General features: G+C 71.4%; 18 protein-coding genes. 7 read left to right on the top strand and 11 right to left on the bottom strand.

The window, feature by feature from the left end:
- Positions 1-81: 81 nt before the first annotated feature.
- From HJG52_RS01675 to HJG52_RS01650, 6 genes are all read left to right on the top strand, one after another.
- On the top strand, positions 82-2,202 hold the full coding sequence (locus HJG52_RS01675; RefSeq protein ID WP_171241839.1) for an MMPL family transporter: 2,121 nt from the start codon (positions 82-84) through the stop codon (positions 2,200-2,202).
- The gene (locus tag HJG52_RS21515; protein ID WP_171241838.1) at positions 2,199-3,014 is read left to right on the top strand and encodes a GNAT family N-acetyltransferase; all 816 of its coding nucleotides are present in this window, start codon (positions 2,199-2,201) and stop codon (positions 3,012-3,014) included. Before HJG52_RS01675 ends, HJG52_RS21515 begins: the two co-directional genes overlap by 4 nt.
- A gap of 10 nt (positions 3,015-3,024) precedes the next feature.
- The gene (locus tag HJG52_RS01665; RefSeq protein ID WP_171241837.1) at positions 3,025-3,867 is read left to right on the top strand and encodes an aminoglycoside phosphotransferase family protein; all 843 of its coding nucleotides are present in this window, start codon (positions 3,025-3,027) and stop codon (positions 3,865-3,867) included.
- Between the two features lie 175 nt (positions 3,868-4,042).
- Positions 4,043-4,864: an alpha/beta fold hydrolase gene (locus HJG52_RS01660; RefSeq protein ID WP_171241836.1), complete on the top strand. Its 822-nt coding sequence runs from the start codon at positions 4,043-4,045 to the stop codon at positions 4,862-4,864.
- Positions 4,861-5,634, top strand: coding sequence for a GNAT family N-acetyltransferase (locus HJG52_RS21510; RefSeq protein WP_171241835.1), 774 nt, complete (start codon positions 4,861-4,863; stop codon positions 5,632-5,634). Before HJG52_RS01660 ends, HJG52_RS21510 begins: the two co-directional genes overlap by 4 nt.
- 37 nt (positions 5,635-5,671) lie before the next feature.
- The gene (locus HJG52_RS01650) at positions 5,672-7,684 is read left to right on the top strand and encodes an ATP-dependent helicase (RefSeq protein ID WP_171241834.1); all 2,013 of its coding nucleotides are present in this window, start codon (positions 5,672-5,674) and stop codon (positions 7,682-7,684) included.
- Here the strand turns inward: HJG52_RS01650 and HJG52_RS01645 are convergent.
- The 4 genes from HJG52_RS01645 to HJG52_RS01630 all read right to left on the bottom strand — a co-directional run bounded on the left by HJG52_RS01645 (position 7,681) and on the right by HJG52_RS01630 (position 11,680).
- Complete coding sequence (locus HJG52_RS01645; RefSeq protein WP_240977149.1) at positions 7,681-8,274, bottom strand: HAD family hydrolase; 594 nt, start codon at positions 8,272-8,274, stop codon at positions 7,681-7,683. The genes HJG52_RS01650 and HJG52_RS01645 overlap by 4 nt on opposite strands.
- Before the next feature lie 8 nt (positions 8,275-8,282).
- Positions 8,283-9,158 carry a phosphotransferase gene (locus HJG52_RS01640; protein ID WP_171241832.1) on the bottom strand — a complete coding sequence of 292 codons (876 nt, stop codon included), beginning with the start codon at positions 9,156-9,158 and terminating at the stop codon, positions 8,283-8,285.
- On the bottom strand, positions 9,155-11,005 hold the full coding sequence (gene aspS / locus HJG52_RS01635) for an aspartate--tRNA ligase (protein WP_171241831.1): 1,851 nt from the start codon (positions 11,003-11,005) through the stop codon (positions 9,155-9,157). The genes HJG52_RS01640 and aspS overlap by 4 nt, the downstream gene beginning before the upstream one ends.
- A 99-nt stretch (positions 11,006-11,104) precedes the next feature.
- The gene (locus HJG52_RS01630; RefSeq protein ID WP_171241830.1) at positions 11,105-11,680 is read right to left on the bottom strand and encodes a hypothetical protein; all 576 of its coding nucleotides are present in this window, start codon (positions 11,678-11,680) and stop codon (positions 11,105-11,107) included.
- On the opposite strand from HJG52_RS01630, the gene HJG52_RS01625 reads away from it, so the two are divergent.
- A complete protein-coding gene (locus HJG52_RS01625; protein WP_240977148.1) occupies positions 11,674-12,063 on the top strand; it encodes a peptidylprolyl isomerase in 390 nt (129 codons plus the stop codon). The genes HJG52_RS01630 and HJG52_RS01625 overlap by 7 nt on opposite strands.
- A gap of 10 nt (positions 12,064-12,073) precedes the next feature.
- On the opposite strand, the gene HJG52_RS01620 is transcribed toward HJG52_RS01625, so the two are convergent.
- The 7 genes from HJG52_RS01620 to HJG52_RS01590 are packed head-to-tail and all read right to left on the bottom strand — an operon-like array spanning position 12,074 to position 19,163.
- Positions 12,074-12,463 (bottom strand): YchJ family protein, encoded by a 390-nt coding sequence (locus tag HJG52_RS01620; RefSeq protein WP_346767514.1) that lies wholly within the window; start codon positions 12,461-12,463, stop codon positions 12,074-12,076.
- A gap of 2 nt (positions 12,464-12,465) precedes the next feature.
- Positions 12,466-13,185, bottom strand: coding sequence for a VOC family protein (locus HJG52_RS01615; protein ID WP_171241829.1), 720 nt, complete (start codon positions 13,183-13,185; stop codon positions 12,466-12,468).
- Between the two features lie 10 nt (positions 13,186-13,195).
- A complete protein-coding gene (locus HJG52_RS01610) occupies positions 13,196-13,840 on the bottom strand; it encodes an NUDIX domain-containing protein (RefSeq protein ID WP_171241828.1) in 645 nt (214 codons plus the stop codon).
- A gap of 7 nt (positions 13,841-13,847) precedes the next feature.
- A complete protein-coding gene (gene pyrG / locus HJG52_RS01605) occupies positions 13,848-15,554 on the bottom strand; it encodes a CTP synthase (RefSeq protein WP_171241827.1) in 1,707 nt (568 codons plus the stop codon).
- 11 nt (positions 15,555-15,565) lie between these two features.
- Entirely contained in the window at positions 15,566-16,720 is a 1,155-nt protein-coding gene (locus HJG52_RS01600; RefSeq protein ID WP_171241826.1) for a glycosyltransferase family 4 protein, read from the bottom strand.
- Positions 16,721-16,728: 8 nt separating this feature from the next.
- Complete coding sequence (murJ, locus tag HJG52_RS01595; RefSeq protein WP_171241825.1) at positions 16,729-18,369, bottom strand: lipid II flippase MurJ; 1,641 nt, start codon at positions 18,367-18,369, stop codon at positions 16,729-16,731.
- The gene (locus HJG52_RS01590) at positions 18,366-19,163 is read right to left on the bottom strand and encodes a hypothetical protein (protein WP_346767513.1); all 798 of its coding nucleotides are present in this window, start codon (positions 19,161-19,163) and stop codon (positions 18,366-18,368) included. The genes murJ and HJG52_RS01590 overlap by 4 nt, the downstream gene beginning before the upstream one ends.

The following is a 19,163-nucleotide window of genomic DNA, read 5'->3' as shown; positions in this document are numbered from 1 at the left end:
GTGGCACCACTGCGCTGATCGTTCGCTGCCGCGAACAGGTCATCTCCGCCAGCCCTTCCCACGACTGGCAGGCTATCCCGCGTGACCGACGCGTCCTCCACCCTGTCCCGGCTGGGCCGCACGCTCGCCCGCCGACCGAAGACCGTCGTCCTCACCTGGGTGGTGCTGATCGGGCTGGGGTTCGCGACGGCGCTGGGGGCCTTCGGCAACGACCGGTTGTTCGACCGACTCACCACCGGCGAGCCCAGTGTCAGCGGTGAGAACCTCCAGGGCCGCGACCTCATCGTCGAGCACGGCGAGTCGGCGCTGAAGACCTACACGGTCCGGGTCGACGGGGTGGACCCGCGTGACCCGTCCGTGGCACCGGTGCTCGCCGCGGTCAAGGAGGTGCCGGGTGTCGCCGAGGTGACCCCGCCCGTCCCGGGTCCGGACGGGTTCGCCACCGTCGTGACCCTCGCCGGCGACCCGGACCGGGCCCAGCAGGAGGCGGTCGAGGAACGCGTGCGGGCGGCATACGCGCCGCTCACCTCCGGCAACTCCGGCGCCCGCGTCAGCGCCGGCGGGCTCTCCGACCTCATCTCCGCGATCACCGACCAGCTCGAGGTCGACCTGCGCACCGGCGAGGGCATTGCGCTGCCGGTGAGCTTCCTCGTGATGATCGTGGTCTTCGGCGGCTTCGTCGCGGCGGGTATGCCCATCGTCGGGGCCATTGCTTCCATCGCGGGTGCCCTCGCGTCGCTGCTCGGGTTCTCCTACCTCATCGACCTCGACACCACCGCCGTCAACGTCGTCACCGTCCTGGGGCTCGGCCTGTGCATCGACTACGGGCTGCTGATGGTGAGCCGGTTCCGCGAGGAGCTGAGGGCTCGGGCGCAGGGCATGCCGGCGCGCGACATCCCGCGGGAGATGGTCGCCGAGGCGACGGCGCGCACCGTCGACTCGGCCGGGCGCACCATCGTCTTCTCCGGTCTCACCGTGGCGATCTCGCTCGGTGGGCTCATCGTGTTCGAGGCGCAGATCATGAAGGCGGTCGGCGCCGCCGGGCTGTCGGTCGTGCTGATCGCGATGGTCGTGGCACTGACGCTGATCCCGGCGCTGTGCGTGCTCGGCGCGCGTCGGCTGCTGCGGCGCGGCACCGAGGTGGCGCCCGAGCACGGGGTCTTCTCGCGGCTGGCGCAGTGGGTGCACCGGCGCCCGATCCCGATCATCCTCGGGTCGCTGGCGGTGCTCGTCGCGCTGGCGCTGCCCGCGCTCGACGTGCGGCTGACGTCCTCGGGTGAGGAGCTGCTGCCGACGAGCTCGCCAGAGCGGCAGTTCTTCGAGGGGCTCGCCCGCGACTACCCGCAGCTGGGTGGCGCCGACGTCACCGTCGTGGCCCAGGCGCCGGTGGCGCAGGCCAAGGAGTATGCCGCCGGGCTGGCTCTGCCCGCGGGCGCCAGTGTTCGTGGGGTCGAGGCGATGCGGGACGGGTACTCCGTGGTGTCGCTCGACGTGCCCGGCGGTTCGCTCGGCGACCCGGCGCGGGCTCTTGTGGGTGAGCTGCGTGCCGACCGGCCGGACTTCCCGACCTGGGTGGTGGGGCAGGCCAGCGGCTTGCGCGACTTCACCGACTCGATGGTCGAGCGGGCGCCGTACGCCTTTGCGCTCGTGGCGCTGGCGACGCTGGTGCTGCTGTTCCTCATGACCGGGTCGGTCGTGATCCCGGTGAAGGCGTTGCTGCTCAACGTCGTCTCGCTGGGTGCGTCGCTCGGGGTGCTGGTGCTGGTGTTCCAGCAGGGACACCTCGAGGGGTTGCTGGGGTTCGACTCGGTGGGGGCGGTCGAGTCGACGATCCCGTTGCTGGTGCTGGCGTTCGGGTTCGGGCTGTCGATGGACTACGAGGTGTTCCTCCTGTCGCGCATCGTGGAGCTGCACGAGCAGGGGTACTCGAACGACGACGCCGTGGTCATGGGGCTGCAGCGGTCGGGGCGGATCATCACCTCGGCGGCGCTGCTGGTCGTGATCGTCTTCTCCGGCTTCGTGGCCGGAAAGCTGTTGATCATCAAGGAGACCGGCGTCGGGCTCGCCGTCGCGGTGGCGCTCGACGCAACCCTTGTGCGGATGCTGCTCGTCCCCGCAACGATGACGCTGCTCGGCGACTGGAACTGGTGGGCGCCCAAGCGGCTCAAGGCCTTGCATGCGCGGTTCGGGATCACCGAGTGAGCGGCGCCGCGATGGGGCCCGACGACGTGCAGGCGCTGGCCGGCCTCGACGAGGCGCTCGACGTCGTCGGCGACAGCGCCTTCATCCGGCTGGGGCCGGGCGACCTCGGCGACGGCACGGCATACCGGCTCGTTGGTGCCGTGGCACTCCCCCGGCGCACCAGGCTGCGCGGTGCGGGGTTGCTCGTCATGGGGGTCCCTGTCGACGCGGGCGCGTTGGTTGCATGGATCGTGGCGGGCGGGTTGCTGCCGGCGCCGCCGGTCAACGTCACGGTGGCGCGCAGCGCGGCCCCGGCGGTCGACGCGGCGCTCGCGGATGCGGTCGGCTGGCGGGTGGGCCGGGCTACGGAGTGGGACTGGATGGCCGCGACGACCGAGCCGCCGGTGGTGGCCGGGGAGTCACGGCTCGTCGCGCTCGATGAGTCGCACGAGCCCGAGATCCGCGCGCTGCTGGACGAGGTCAACCCGCACACCGACGCCCGCCCGTTCGAGCACCCGGGTCAGGTGTGGGTGGGCGTCCGGGACGACGCCGGGCAGCTGGTCGCCTGCGGCGTGATGCAGCCCGACATCGCAGGGCACCCACTCCTGGAAGGCATCTCGGTCCACCCCACCCACCGGGGGACGGGGCTGGGACTGGCCGTCACGGCATACCTCACGCGCCTTGGCGTCCGCGAGGACGGCGTCTGCACCCTCGGGATGTATGCCGACAACGACGTGGCGCGACGCGTCTACCTCGGGCTCGGGTACTGCGACGTGCACGAGTGGTCGAGCCGGCGGCTGGAACGGACTTCGGGAAGCGGCGCGGCTCATTAGGGTCGGTTCTGTGTCCGACCCGCTCGCACGACTCACTCCTCTCCAGCGCAGTCTCCTGTTCAAGTGGTTCCCCGCCCTTGAAGTCATGCGCGATCACAGCTGGGGGCTGGTCGACACGCACGTCCTGGAGGTCGTCAGCAACGGTCAACGGTTCATCGTGAAGGCGGCCGCCCCCGGCGACCGCCACCTCATCCGGGAGCTGCGCGCGCATCGCGAATGGCTGGAGCCCTGGAGACTGGCCGGACGCGCGCCTGTTCTCGAGCATGCCGACGACGAGGCCAAGCTCATCGTCACCCGCTATCTGTCCGGCCGTCTGGTCGAAGGGACCTCGGCGCAGGACGACCCCGACACCTACCGTCAGGCCGGCCGGCTCCTGAGCGCCTTCCATGAGCAGTACTCCGGGCAGGATGCGGAATGGAACGAACGGGCCCGCCAGAGAGTGCTGCGCTTTCTGGATCAGCCGCACCGCATCGAGCGCCGGATCGAGTCGCGGGTGCGGTCGGAGGTCAGCAACTGGGCAGGCGTGTCTGCCACGGTCGTGCCAACTCATGGCGACTGGCAGCCGCGGAACTGGTTGACCGAAGGTGGCGAAGTGCGCGCGATCGACTTCGGCAGAGCCGACCTGCGCCCCGCAGACGAGGACTTCGTCCGACTCGCCCGGCAGGACTTCGCGCGCAATCCATTGCTCGAGACGGCATTCCTCGACGGGTACGGTCACGACCCGAGGCAGCCCGAAACGTGGTGTCGCGCCGTGGTCGGGGAGGCGGTCGCCACCGCCGTGTGGGCCTATCACGTCGGAGACGAGGAATTCGAAGAGGTGGGACACGCCCAGCTCCGGCAACTCTTCGCATAACCGAAGATGCCAACCTGGGTTGTCGATATTGACAACCCAGGTTCGCTTTTCGACAAGCCCCTTGGTGCCCTGCCCGCGGAACCGACCGCTGGGCGTGCAGCCTCGGAGCCCGAGTGCCTAGATTGGGTACGTAGTTCGCCGCGGCCCCTTGGACCTGACTGGAAGGACTTCCCCGATGCCTGTGCTGCCCAATGGCGAGATCGAGATCTACTACGAGGACCATGGCGGCGATGGTCGCCCGGTCGTCCTCATCCACGGCTGGCCCCTGTCCGGGCAGTCCTGGGCGGACCAGGTGTCCGCGCTCAAGGACGCCGGCTACCGCGTCGTGACGTACGACCGGCGCGGCTTCGGCAAGTCGGCCGGTGTCGGTGAGGACGCCCAGTTCGACTACGACTCCCTCACCAGCGACCTCGACCTGCTCATGCGCGAGCTGGACCTGCGCGACGCGACGTTGGTCGGCTTCTCGATGGGCGGCGGCGAGGTGGCCCGCTACGTCGGCAGCTACGGTCCCGACCGCCTGCGCAGCGTCGTCTTCGCGGCGGCCATCCCGCCGTTCCTGCTCAAGAGCGACGAGCACCCGGAGGGCGGCCTCGACCAGGAGACCGCCGAGGGCATGCAGGAGGACCTGCGCAAGGACCGCGAGGCATTTTTCGAGGAGTTCACGAAGAACTTCTTCTCGGCCGACGGCGAGCTCAAGGTGACCGAGGAGCAGCGCCAGCAGGCCAAGGACATGGCCGCCCAGGCCGACCTGCACGCGGCGGTCGCCTGCATCCAGTCGTGGCTGACGGACTTCCGCGACGACCTGCGCCAGGACTCGGTGCCGACGCTGGTGATCCACGGCGACTCCGACGCGATCGTCCCGGTCGAGGTGTCCGGCAAGCTCACCGACGAGATGGTGCAGGACAGCACGCTGCACGTCGTCGAGCAGGGTCCGCACGGGCTCAACACGAGCCACCCCGAAGAGTTCAACCGCGTGCTGCTCGACTTCCTCAGGTGACGGAGGGAGAAGCGCAGGTCGACGAGCTCGCCACCACAGGAGAGCTCATCACGGCGAGCAACCACCACCCCTTCCTGCGGTTCGACCTGGCGACGACCTTCGAGCCCCCGGCACTGCAGCTCGCCGGCTCGGAGGTTGTCGCCTGGCTCCAGATCTGGGCCGACGGCCGCCGCGGGATGGTCGTCCTCGGAGACGACGACGGAGTCGCCGGTTTGGCCGCGACCGACACCTTCACGGCGTGGGTGCGGGCCAAGGCGCCCAGCCACGTCAGCGCGCCCACGACAGCATACGAACCGGTGGCAACGGCCCTCGGTCTGCGCGGCGCCCACGCCTGGGACCGCATGTGGACCACGACTCCCCCGCCCGAACTGCCGGCCGAGGCGGACATCACGTGGTTCGAGGGAGATCCGACCGAGCTCACGGCTTTCATCAAGGCGCACAACCCGCACCCGTTCGCTCTGCCCGGCCAGCACGAGGACATGCGCTGGGCCGCACTGCGCGACGGCGACGGTCGGCTCCTTGCCTGCGGCGTGACCGAGCCGGGCAACACCGCCGTCCCGCTCATCGGCGGCATCGTTGTCGACACCACGCTCCGGGGTCGGGGGCTGGGAGCCGCGATGACGGCATACCTCACCCGGGACGGGATCGACCGCACGGGTGCGTCCACCCTTGGAGTCTTCGCGGACAACGACCACGCGCGAACGCTCTACGAGCGCCTCGGCTATGCGACCAGCCTCCGCGCCCGAACTGGGTTCCCCATCGCCCGGTGAGTCCCGTTCAGGTGTTCGATGACCTACGATCGAACACATGAACGAAAGCGAGTGGCAGGTCGGCCTCGACGACGCACAGCGCACAGCCGTCGAGCACGGGGCTGACCCGCTCGTCATCGCCGCGGGCGCGGGGACCGGCAAGACCCGGGTGCTGACGGCCCGGGTGGCGCGGCTGCTCGAGGGCGGTGTCCCTCCCGAACGCATCCTGCTGCTCACCTTCACGCGCCGAGCGGCCGCCGCCATGACCGAGCGGGCGGCAGCGCAGTGCGGCGACCCGAGCGCAGCGGGTCGCCTGTGGAGCGGCACCTTCCACGCCGTGGCGCACCGCATCGTCGCCGAGCACACCCACCACCTCGGGCTCGAGGAGTTCAGCGTCCTCGATGCCGACGACGTCATCGACCTGCTCGACCTCATGCGGGCCGAGCACGGGCTGGTCGGCACCGAGCACCGCCTGCCGACCACCATGACGCTGGCCGACATCGGCTCGCGCGCGGTCAACACCGGGGTGCCGACCCGGTCGGTGATGGCCGAGCAGTTCCCGTGGGCGCTCGAGCACGCCGACGCGATCAACGCGTTGTTGCGGGCGTATGCCGCGCGCAAGCGTGAGCGCGGGCTGCTCGACTTCGACGACCTCCTCCTCTACTGGCGGGCTCTGCTCGCCGACCCTGAAGTCGGGCAGCGTCTGCGGGCGCGGTGGGACTGGGTGCTCGTCGACGAGTACCAGGACGTCAACCAGATCCAGGTCGACATCGTGCGCGGGCTGCGACCCGACGGCACCGGCCTGACCGTGGTGGGTGACGACGCGCAGGCGATCTACGGCTTCCGGGGCGCCAGCGCCGGGCACCTGTCCGACCTGGCCCGGTCGCTGCCGACCTCGACGATGGTGCGGCTCGAACGCAACTTCCGCTCCACCCAGGAGATCCTCGACCTGGCCAACGTCGCGCGCCCCGGCGAGCTGGCGCTACGGCTGCGTGCCGACCGTGACGTCGAGCGCGGCCGGCCTCAGCTGCACCACTGCCAGAACGCCGACGACGAGGCGCGCGGTGTCGCCGAGGCGGTACTCGCCGCCCATACCGAAGGGGTGCCGCTGCGCGAGCAGGCAGTCCTGATGCGCACCGGCACCCACTCGGCCCAGCTCGAGATCGAGCTGCGGGTGCGCGACATCCCGTTCGTGAAGTACGGCGGCATCGGCTACCTCGAGACCGCCCACGTGCGCGACCTTCTCGCCGCTTTCCGCGTCGCGACGAACCCGGCCGACGAGGTGGCGTGGTACCGCCTCCTCACCCGGCACCGGTCGATCGGCAAGGCGACCGCCCGCACCATCGCGCCGATGCTCGCCGGCGGCGTGACCGACGCGCTGGACACCGCCGTTGCCGCTGCTCCGAAGAACGCCCGCACCCGGCTCGAGGCGACGCTGCGGGCGCTGGCCGACGCCGAGCAGGCCGACCGGGTGGCCGACGTGGTCGAAGCGTGCCACGAGGCGGTGCAGCCGCTGGTCCGGCAGCACTACGCCGACTGGTCCCGTCGCGTCGTCGACATCGAGCGGCTCGCCGAGGCCGCTGCGCGCCAGCCCGACCTGCGCTCGTTCGTCGCCGAACAGACCATCGACCCGGCGTCCGTGGCCGCTGACTGGGCCAAGAAGCCGCACCTCGACGAGGACTACCTCATCCTCAGCACCATCCACTCGGCCAAGGGGCTGGAGTGGGACGTCGTCCACCTGTTGCGTGCCTGCGACGGCGCGCTGCCGTCCGACATGGCCCTCACCAGCGAGGCCGGGCTGGCCGAGGAGCAGCGGCTGTTCTACGTCGCGCTCACCCGGGCCCGTGACCGCCTGCACGTCCACGTGCCCGCTCGACTGCCCACCCACCCGACGAGCTTCAACGCCAGGCACGTGCTCACCAAGCCGAGCCGGTTCCTCTCACCCGAGGCCGTGGCGCTGATGACCACGAGGTATGCCGCGGACGCGAGTTCGTCCGGCGCCGCACCTGCGCCGGGGTCACCGTCGGCTCCGCGGGTCACGGTGGACACGATGGACCACCTCTTCGCCTAGCGGCGAGTCGAGTCCAGCAGCCCTTCTACCTCGCGGCGCAGCGCCGCCGCACCACTGTCCGGGTCGTGGTGCACGGCGTGCAGCCCAGCCTCCGCCGCGGCCTCGATGTTGGCGTGGCTGTCGTCGACGAAGCCGGCCTCGTGTGGCGCCAGGCCCAGGTCGTCGACGATGTGGTGGAAGTAGGCCGGGTCGGGCTTCATGACGCCCATCTCGCTCGAGTAGTAGACCCGGTCGAACCGCGCGTCGTGGCCGAGCACGTCGCGCATCCACGCCCGCCGGTGGTCCTGCTGGTTGGTGGCGAGGACGCAGGTGATGCCCCGGTCGCGCACCTCCTGCACCACGGCCATCGCGTCCTCGTCGACGACAGCGCGCTCCCACAGCTCGAGCAGGGTGTCGGCGTCGAGACCGGTGCGGTGGGGCCACTCGCGCAGGACCCGCTCGAGCGCGGTCCGCAGCGGCTCCTCGCCACGCAGGGCAGGCAGCTCGGACCGGAACACCGCCTCCGCGAAGCCCTCACCACCGGCCTCGTCGAGGACCTCCCGCCACCCGGCGGGGCTGTGCTGGAGCACCCCGTCGGCGTCCCACAACATCGCGCGGATCATGCGAGCACCGCCCGCAGCCGGTCGAGCGCAACGGGGGCGGTGTGTGGCCGGTTCAGCGCCCGCCAGGCGACACCCTCGACCCCAGCCCGTCGCGCGAACCACAACGCTCGGTCGCGCAGTGCGGGGTCGTCGGGTTCCGCTGGCAGATACGTCCTAAGCACGCGGTCGAGCATGTCAGGTCCGAAGTCGAAGGCGAGCAGGGCGAGGTCCCTCGCGGGGTCGCCGAGCACGGCGTCACTCCAGTCGATCACCCCGGACACGTCGCGACCGTCGTCGCTCAGGATGATGTGCTCGTCGCCAAGGTCGTTGTGGCAGAACACCATTCGCGCCGGAGGCGCGGGCGCAGGCTCCGCGAGAAACTTCTCGACGGCGGCACGGTCGGACGGCTCGAAGCGCGACTCGGCCTGTCGCCACAGCTCCACGGTCTCGTCGAGCCACGCCTGCTGCGACCGGTCGGGCAGGGCGACGTGACGCGCGTCGTCGGCCGGCAGCGCGTGCAGCTCGGTGAGGAACCGCGCCATGGTCGCCGCAAAGGCACCCGGGTCGAGCGGCGGCAGCTGGTCCGCCGTCGCTCCCCCGACCAGCGTCATCAGCAGCGCGCCGTCGTCGAGGTCGGCTGCCACCACCTCGTTGGTCGGCAGGGTCATGTGCGCGGCGATCAGCTGAAGCAGAGCGGCGTCGCGCTCGGCATCGGCCCGTCGCCGATCCGGGTCGGTCTTCTTGGAGACGCGCAGCAGGAGGCGACCGTCCACGGCATACGCGACGTTGTCGAAGCCCTCACCGACCTCGGCGAGGGGTGCGTCCGCGAGCCCCGGATCGAGCCGCGCCAGGATGGCGCGCGGCTCGACCTCGGGGCGCCGCGGCAGGGTCACTGAGCGTCGGTGTCAGGTGCCAGCTCGGGTATGCCGTTGCCGTTCTCGGCGTCCTTGGCCTTGGCGGCCGGCTTGGCGTCGACCCCGGCCTCCTTGCGCTGCTCCGGCGTGATCGGCGCGGGCGCGTCGGTGAGCGGGTCGTAGCCGCCACCGGACTTGGGGAAGGCGATGACGTCGCGGATCGAGTCGTAGCCGCCGAGCAGCATGACGATGCGGTCCCAGCCGAACGCGATGCCGCCGTGCGGCGGGGCACCGTACTGGAACGCGTCGAGGAGGAAGCCGAACTTCTCCTGCGCCTCGTCCTCCGTCAGGCCCATGACCTTGAAGACCCGCTCCTGCACATCACGGCGGTGGATACGGATCGAGCCACCGCCGATCTCGTTGCCGTTGCACACCATGTCGTAGGCGTAGGCGAGCGCCGGGCCGGGGTCGGTGTCGAAGGTGTCCTCGAACTCCTTCTTCGGCGAGGTGAACGCGTGGTGCACCGCGGTCCACGCACCCGCGCCAACGGCGACGTCACCGGCGGCCACCGCCTCGGACGACGGCTCGAACAGCGGCGCGTCGAGCACCCACAGGAACGACCAGGCGTCCTCGTCGATGAGCCCGACGCGCTTGCCGATCTCGAGCCGGGCGGCACCAAGAAGCGCGCGGGTCGACTTGGTCGCGCCGGCGCCGAAGAAGATGCAGTCGCCGGGCTTGGCGCCGACGTGGGCGGCGAGGCCCTCGCGCTCGGCGTCGGACAGGTTCTTGGCGACCGGTCCGCCCAGCTCGCCGTCCTCCTGCACAAGCACGTAGGCGAGACCCTTCGCGCCGCGGCTCTTCGCCCAGTCCTGCCAGGCGTCGAGCTGCTTGCGCGGCTGGCTCGCGCCTTCGGGCATGACGACGGCGCCGACGTACTCGCTCTGGAACACCCGGAACGGCGTGTCCCTGAAGTAGTCGGTGCACTCGACGAGCTCCTGCCCGAAGCGCAGGTCCGGCTTGTCGGTGCCGAAGCGGCGCATCGCGTCGGCATACGTCATCCGCTCGAACGGCGTCGTGAGGTCGACGCCGATGAGCTGCCAGATCTCCTTGACGATCGCCTCGCCGAGCTCGAGCACGTCATCCTGCTCGACGAAGCTCATCTCGATGTCGAGCTGGGTAAACTCGGGCTGCCGGTCGGCGCGGAAGTCCTCGTCGCGGTAGCAGCGCGCGATCTGGTAGTACCGCTCCATCCCGGCGACCATGAGCAGCTGCTTGAACAGCTGCGGGCTCTGCGGGAGGGCGTACCAGGAGCCGGGCGCCAGCCGTGCGGGCACGAGGAAGTCGCGCGCACCCTCGGGCGTCGACCGGGTCAGCGTCGGCGTCTCGATCTCGACGAAGTCGCGCGCCTCCAGCACCCGCCGCGCGGCCGCAGAAACCTTGGAGCGCAAGCGAATTCCCGCCCCGGCCGAGTGCGCGCCCGGGCGGCGCAGGTCGAGATAGCGGTGCTTGAGGCGCGCCTCCTCGCCGACGGTCACGCGCTCGTCGATCTGGAACGGCAGCGGCGCGCTGGTGCTCAGCACCTCGATCTCGGACGCGACGACCTCGATCTCACCGGTCGGCAGCTCGGGGTTGACGTTGCCCTCGCTGCGGGCGACGACCTCGCCGGTCACCTTGACGACGAACTCGCTGCGCAGGTCGTGCGCGGCACCGGTCAGCACCTCGTCGCGGGCCACCACTTGGACGACCCCGCTCGCATCGCGCAGGTCGATGAACGCCACCCCACCGTGATCGCGCCGCTTCGCCACCCAGCCAGCGAGTACGACGGTCTGGGCTGGAGTCGTGACGTCGGCGGCACGCAGGGTGCCGGCCTCGTGGGTGCGGAGCACGGGTGATCCTTTGGTGTGGTGGTTGGTTCGGTATGCCGCGTGGCGCGGCACCCGGGTCATCCTACGGAGGCGCCCACACGGCATACGAATCGGTTTGTCTCACAGCCCGCGGGCGAAGTCCTCCACGGCGGCACCCACGGTGAGCATGGCCTCCACGCCGCGCCGCCAGTCGGTGGAATCCTCCAAGGAGTGGTCGAGCCCAGCCAGCTCGAGCACGGTCAGCCCGGTGGCGCGTGCTGCACTCGAGTCCCATGCGCCCTCGTCCGCCGTGCCGCCGACGAGGAGCCCTGGCGGCCCGCCGGGTGCGAGGGCGTCGCGGACAGTCGGCTGCGTCAGGATCGGGGTGAGCCAGATGCCGGGTATGCCGCGTGCGCGCGCCCATGGCGCCGCGAACGTCCCGAGCGACTTGCCGACGACGAGCACGCGGTCACTGGGTGCCGCCTCGAGGCAGAGCTCGGCGGCTCCCGCCGCGAACGCGGGTGCATCGTCGACGTCGAGGTCATCGGCCTGCCAAGCGACGGCCTGGACGTGCCAGCCAAGGCTCGCGAGGACCGTTGCCGGGTAGTGCAGGACGGGCAGTTGCACGCCGTAGCCTCGACCGGGCAGGAGGATCACCGTGCCCACGGGGTCCGCGTTGCGGTTGCCGCCCCAGGCAAAGGTCCGCACCGATGTCATGCGTCCTTCCTATCGCGGTTGGCGACGGTTTCGACAGGACAGCCGCGCGGCTCGGCGTGCTGCCGTGCGGCGACCTGATCCGGCAGGAGGTCGGCGGCCCCGGTTACAAGTTCCCTGACGAGGTCGACGGCACCGAGACCTACCCGCGCGGCACGATCGCGATGGGCAACCAGGGGCCGGGCACCAACGGCAGCGAGTGGTTCATCGTCCACTCGTTCGCCAACATCAGCCCGAACTACACCGTGCTGGGGCACCAGGTCAGCGGGTTCGACGCGCTCGACGCGATCGTGGCAGCCGGCATCGCCGACACCGACGGTGACGGACCACCCGCGCAGCCGGTGGTCATCACCGACGTGCGCGTCGACAACCGCAACCACCACTGACGGTTCGCGGTCAGTCGCTGACGTCGCCGTCGAGGTAGACCCACCGACCGGCCCGCCGGACGAAGCGGCTGCGCTCGTGCAGCACTCCCCCGTCGTAGGCGGCCTCGAACTCGACCTCGCCCTCGCGGTCGCCCTCGCGGCCGTCGGCGGTCGACACAACCGACAGACCCATCCACCTCGGGCCGTTCGACGCGTCGATCGAGGCCGGCCGCGTCCGCGGGTGCCAGGTGCGCGCGAGGTAACTGTCGTCGCCCACGACGTACGCGGCATACCTCGACCGCATCAGCTCGACCGCGGTGACCGCAGCTCGCGCGCCCTCGTGCAGCGGTTCACAGCAGTCCGCGAAAGCGCGTCCCGAGCCACAAGGGCAATCCCGCTGCGGCACAACGGATTTCGGCACCGTCAACCCCTGGCCGGCAACAGGCAGAATTGGTTGCCCGACGGGTCGACACACACGCGCCACGGCAGCTCGCCCCAGTTGTGCGGGAAGTCTCCGCCACCCAGTTCGACCACCTTCGCGAACACCGCGTCCGGGTCGTCACCGGTCTCGAGCCGCACGTCGAGGTGCAGCCGGTTCTTCCCGTCCCCGATCGGCCCGGGCTCGGGCCCGAACTCGAGCAGCACCCCGCGCATGGACGGGTGGCGAAGCGTGACCGGCGAGACCCCGGGCGCCGGCACCCAGCCCGTCAACCACGACCAGAACTTCCCGTCCCGCTCCGGGTCCGCGCTGTCGATCGGGATGGCCGCGATCGGCCCGGTGTTGCTGTAGACCTCGCGAGACTCCATGACGCAGAACGGATTTCCCTCCGGGTCGGCCATGACGATCCACGGCACGTCACCCTGGCCGATGTCGAGGTCCGTGGCCCCCAGCTCGCGCAGTCGCGCCGCGACGGCCTCCTGCTCGGCGTCGCCGCGCAGGTCGAGGTGCAGCCGCAGCGGCTCGGTCGGTGCCGCCTCGACCCGCCCGAAGCACAGGTCCAGCTCCGGCCCGTCCGGCACCGACAGCCGGGTCTCGTAGATGCCCGGTTCGTCGGTCAGCTTCCGGCTACCCAGGGCCGCCTCCCAGAACCGTCCGAGGCGCTGTGGGTCGACTGCGTCGAAGACGAGGTTCTCGAGATACATGCCGGGAACGTTACGCCGAGTCCCCCCGGTATGCCGGGTGGGCCGGCCAGGGGGCGTCCGCCGGTCGCAGTGTCGCCCACCCGAGGTCGCGGGCGGCGAGCGCGGCGAGCGTGGCGATGGCCAGGGTGGCGTTGTGGACGCGGCCGGCGAGGACCGCGTCACGCACCTCTTCGAGCGGCACCCAGCGCACCGGCATACCCAGCTCCTCGCCGTCGCGGGTGTGCCGCTCGGCCTCCGGCACCGCCGCGAGGTCACGCGCCAGGAAGATGCGCAGCTGTTCGTCGAGCCCACCGGGCGAGCTGGCGTAGTCGGCCAGCACGTTCCACGTCGAGGCCCGCAGGTCGGCCTCCTCCATCAGCTCGCGCGCGGCGGCCAGCCACGGTGACTCACCCGCGACGTCGAGTAGCCCCGCCGGGATCTCCCACTCGAACGCCCGCACCGGGTGCCGGTACTGCTGGATCAGGCAGGCGCGCCCGTCGTCGTCGAGCGCCAGGACGGCAACCGCGCCGGTGTGCCGCACGTACTCTCGCGTCACCTCACCGGCCTCGCCGAGGTCGACCCGGTCCCGCACGACGTCCCAGACCAGGCCCTCCATCGCGACCTCGGACGACAGCACCGGCCGGGCCTCGAACCGGTCCGCGAGCTCCTCGCTCATCGGCGCCTCAGGCCGTCGCGTCGGCGGCGACCCGCGGTCGCTCGACCTCGACCAGCCGCGCAGCCCGCTGCTGGTCGATCGCCGCACCGATCAGCCCAGCGAAGAGCGGGTGCGCCCGGTGGGGGCGCGACTTGAACTCGGGGTGCGCCTGCGTCGCCACGTAGTAGGGGTGCACGTCGCGGGGCAGCTCGACGAACTCGACGAGCCCCCACTCCGGGTGCGTTCCGCTCACGACGAGGCCCGCCTCGGTCAGCTGCAGCAGGTACTCGTTGTTGACCTCGTAGCGGTGCCGGTGACGCTCCGAGACCGTCGTCGAGCCATAGACCTCGGCCGCGATCGAACCCTCGACCAGCTTGGCCTCCTGGGCGCCGAGCCGCATCGTCCCGCCGAGGTTGCCGGCACCGTCGACGAACGCCTTCTGCTCCTCCATGGTGGCGATGACCGGCGCAGGCGTCTCCGGGTCGAACTCGGTCGAGCTCGCCCCCTCGATCCCAGCAGCGTTGCGGCCGTACTCGATCACCATGCACTGCAGCCCGAGGCAGATGCCGAGGGTCGGCACCTGGTGCTCGCGGGCCCACTTCAGCGCACCGACCTTGCCCTCGATACCGCGCACCCCGAACCCGCCGGGGATCAGCACCGCGTCGACCCCACCCAGCGCGCGCTGCGCCCCGGCGTCGGTCTGGCACTCGTCGCTCGCGACCCACCGGATCCGCACCTTGGCGTCCTGGTCGAACCCACCGGCCCGCAGCGCCTCGGTCACCGACAGGTAGGCATCCGGCAGGTCGATGTACTTTCCGACGAGCGCCACCTCGACCTCGTGCTCGGGGCTGTGCACGCGGCGCAGCAGCTCGTCCCAGTCGTGCCAGTCGACGTCGCGGAACGGCAGCCCGAGCCGCCGGATCACATATGCGTCAAGGCCTTCCGCGTGCAGGACCTTGGGGATGTCGTAGATCGAGGGCGCGTCGACGGCGGCCGCGCAGGCCTCGGTGTCGACGTCGCACATGAGTGAGATCTTGCGCTTGATGCCCTCGGGTATCTCCCGGTCGGCGCGCAGCACGAGCCCGTCCGGCTGGATACCGACCTGGCGCAACGCGGCCACCGAGTGCTGCGTCGGCTTGGTCTTGAGCTCCCCACTCGGGGCGAGGTAGGGCACGAGCGAGACGTGGAGGAAGAAGACGTTGTCGCGGCCGACGTCGTGGCGCACCTGCCGCGCAGCCTCGAGGAAGGGCAGCGACTCGATGTCGCCGACGGTGCCGCCGATCTCGGTGATGATGATGTCCGGCGCGTCCGCGTGGTTCACCCCGACGCTGCCGGCGGCCTGGGCCCGCATCCGCGCCTTGATCTCGTTGGTGATGTGCGGGATCACCTGGACCGTGTCACCGAGGTACTCGCCACGGCGCTCCTTGGCGATGACGTCGCTGTAGATCTGGCCGGTCGTGACGTTGGCCTTGCCGACGAGGTTGCTGTCGAGGAACCGCTCGTAGTGACCGATGTCGAGGTCGGTCTCGGCGCCGTCCTCGGTGACGAAGACCTCACCGTGCTGGAACGGGTTCATCGTCCCGGGGTCGACGTTGAGGTACGGGTCGAGCTTTTGCATCGTGACCCGCAGACCACGTGCGCGGAGCAGATGTCCGAGGCTCGAGGCGGTGAGCCCCTTGCCGAGCGAAGAGGCGACGCCCCCGGTCACGAAGATGTGTTTCGTCTGCTCCACCACGGGGTTCAAGCCTACGTCATCCCCAGCAGTCCTCGATACCACTCCTGCCAGCGACGCGCCGTGGCTTCGTCGTCACCCCACGTTTCGGCCCGCTCGCGAGCGGCCTTTGTGTCGGTATGCCGCGCGCCCGCGTCCCCGAGGTAGCTCTCGACCGCGCGGCTCACCGCGTCCGCGTCACCGACCGGGACCAGCGTGCCGACGCCCTCGACGAGGTCGTGCAGCCCTCCGGTGTCGGTCGCGACGACGGGCACCCCGGCGGCCATCGCCTCCTGGACCACGAGCGCCCGCGCCTCCCAGGTCGAGGTCAGCACGAAAACGTCGGCCGCCCGTAGCCACCGCTCGGGGTCGTCCTGGGGCCCCACGAGGTGAACCGGAACGCCGCGCGAACGCGCGCGAGCGACCAGCTCCTCCCGCAACGGCTCGTCCCCGCCCCCGACGACCACCCACACCGGCGGTTTCCCACCCAAATGGAATGTGGTTGACGTCGGTTTCCCACCCAAATGGACGATCGTTGACAGCTGGGCCGCCGCGTCGACCAGCACCCCGAGGTTCTTCTGCGGCGCGATCCGGGCGATGGTGAGCACCATCGGGGTGTCGCGTGCGACGTCGATTCCGTTCTCCTGCAACAGCTCTCGCGCGAGCGCCCGACGTCCTGACTCATCCAGTGGCTGCGTCGCCAGGAGCCCTGCCACCCGGGGCGACGGCACGGGTGCCAGCCGCGGTTCCCGCGCGCCGAAGCGCTCGGCCTCGTCCACGAGGTCCGAGCTGGCGCCCGTCACCAACGTCGCGCGCCGCGCGACGAACCGCTGTGCCAGACCCAGCAGCCGCCCCTTCACCCTGCGCGCGAGGACGGCGTTGTGCTGGCTCACCACGAGCGGCGTCGACAGGCCAAGCATCGCCACAGCCGACACCAACCCGGCCTGGTGACCGTGGGCGTGCACGACGTCCGACTCTCTTGCCAAGCCGCGCAGCCACCAGACCCGGCGCACCGAGCCGACCAGCCCGGCGGCCCGTCCTGGCCACCACCGCCTCGCCTCGCGCAGGCCGAACCGCTCGGCCGTCACCGCGTCGGTCACCACCTCGACCCGGTCCCCCAGCCCCCGCAGCCCGGCTGTCAACTCGACCACGTGCGTCCCGATGCCCCCTGTGCTCTTCCCGAGCACCATGACCACCCTCACGACGAGTCACCCCGCCGCCGGGCCCGGCCCCGCTCGCGCAACGCCTGCATCGCTCCGCGGTCCGCCAGCATCATCACGCCGAAGTAGGACACCGCGACGACCAGGCCGACGACCACCCCGGCCACCAGGGACCCGCCGACACCCGCCACCGGGTCGAGCTGGCGCAGCACGGTGTCACCGACCACCAGCCCGACGGCCACCCCGACCACCGCCGCCCCGAGCGTGCGACCGCTCCCGGCCAGCGCCTCCGCCCCCCACGACCGACGCACCAGCCACGCGAGCAGCAGGGCCGACAGGGTCATGCCCAGTGACGACGCGACACCGAGCATTCCCAGCGTCGCCCCGGCTGCCGAGTCGCTCGACAGGCCGACCAGGGGCATGACCGCGGCCACCGCCCACCCGGCCGCCACCGCCAACGCGGCATACAGGGGCCTGCCCCGCACATAGAGGGCACGTGTCAGCAGCGCCGCCACCCCGAACCCGACGACGCCCGGCGCGTAGGCGGCGAGCGCGCCCGGCAGCGCGGCCAGCGCCGCGGACCGGTCGCCGGCCGGGTCGATGGCGACGAAGAACGCACCCACCGGCTTGGACACGGCCATGAGGACGGCCGCCGCCCCGGCAACGAACAGGATGATGCCCTTCAGGCTGCGGGCCAGGGTGTCCCGCGCGCGGGTCCCCGGCAGAAGCTCCTCGGTGGTGGCCGTGTGGGCCAGTGTCGGGAACGCGGACGTCGCGATCGGCACGGCGAGCACGGCATAGGGCAGCAGGTAGACGGCCTGGACGTACTGGTAGACGTTCACGGTCCCCACCGCGGACGTCTTGTGGTGCGTGACCCACAAGGTGACGAACACGGCGACCTGCTGGGCCACCAGCGCCATGAGCCCGGCACCGGCGAGCGACCGTGCCCGCTGCGCCGTTCCCTCGGGGAAGCGCAACGTCGGCCGCAGCCGCACCCCGGCCCGCCACACGGGCACGAGCAGCGGCAGGCTCAGCACGACCACGCCGAGGGTGGTGCCACCGGCGAGCACCCACACGGCATCGCCATCGACCGTGGCAGGCGTCGCCCCCGCGCCCGCCACCTGTCGATAGGCGAGGTATGCCGCGATGACGACGAGGCTGGACAGCAGCGGCGCGAGCGCCGCGGCGAGGAAGCGGTGCCGGGCCTGGAGCACGCCCGACAGGACGATGCCGACGCCGTAGAGCAGCACCTGCGGCGCGAACAGGACCAGCATCTCCTGCCCGAGGGCGACGCTGGCGTCCGTGGCCCGCGACGACAGCAGCGCCCGGCTCGCCCACGGCGCCACCAACGCCACGAGGATGCTCAGCGGCAGCAGCACCACCACCGCCCAGCTGAGCAGGGCGGACGCGGTCTGGTCGGCCTCGCGGTCCTTGCCGAGCGCCAGCTGCCGGGAGACGAGCGGCACCGCCACCGCGGCCAGCACCCCGCCGGCCGCGACCTCGTAGACGACGTTGGGGATCGTGTTGACCGTCTGGTAGACGTCGCCGACCCCGGTCGCCCCGACCGACGTCGAGAAGACGAGGGTGCGGGCGAACCCGGCAACCCGGCTGAGCAGGGTCGCGACGGCGATGACCAGGGCCGCCCGGGCGACCCCGGTGCCCACCGATCTCGCCGTCACCCGCGACCCCACGCGTCGACCGCACGCAGGCCGGGCGTCGACTCGATCACGCGCGTGAACGACACCTTCTCGGACGCCAGCGTCAGCCCGACCAGTGCCGCCAGCGCCACCAGCCTGCCGCGCCGACCCGAACGCTGCACGAGAGCGGTACCGAGCAGGGCGCCCGCGGCGTTGGCGCCGGTGTCGCCCAGCATCGCCTCACCTGCGAGGTCGGGCCGGATCAGTCCGGCTGCGGCACCCACGGCAGCGCCGGCCGAGGCGGCGGATCCCGGTGCGACACAAGCGGTTCCGAGGGCGATGGTCGCCTTGAGCGCACGACCGGGGCGCAGGTCGAGCAGGTTGAGCAGGTTGGCGCCGCCAGCCACCACGGCACCACCCACGATGGTGTCGAGGGTGCTGCGGTCATCGCGGCCCCGGTCGGCGAGCGCCGCCGCGACCAGACCGCTCACGCCGAGCCCGAGGATCTTGAGCGCCCCCGTGGTCACCTGACCCCGGGCCAGCGCACCGAGGTGCCCCTTGAGACCCTTGCTCGAGGAGTCGCCCCCGAGGTCGTCCAGCGCCCCGAAGGCAGCGGACCCCACCGTGGCCACGACGGGCGCCACCCCGCCGCCGGTGAGGGCCACGGCGGTCGCGGCGCCTGCGGCATACGCGGGCCCCTCGAGCAGCGTCACGGTGCGCCCGGCGTGGTTGGTGCGGTCCCACCGAGCCGGGCCGCCGGGGACGTCCTCGCGCAGCCAACGGTATGCCGCGGCCGCGAGGCCGCCTGCGAGTGCTGCGGATACGAGGGCGCGCAC

The organism is Knoellia koreensis, assembly GCF_013041615.1.
Lineage (GTDB): Bacteria > Actinomycetota > Actinomycetes > Actinomycetales > Dermatophilaceae > Pedococcus > Pedococcus koreensis.
The sequence above is the reverse complement of the archived record's forward strand: the minus strand, read 5'-3'. Positions and strand labels throughout refer to the sequence as shown.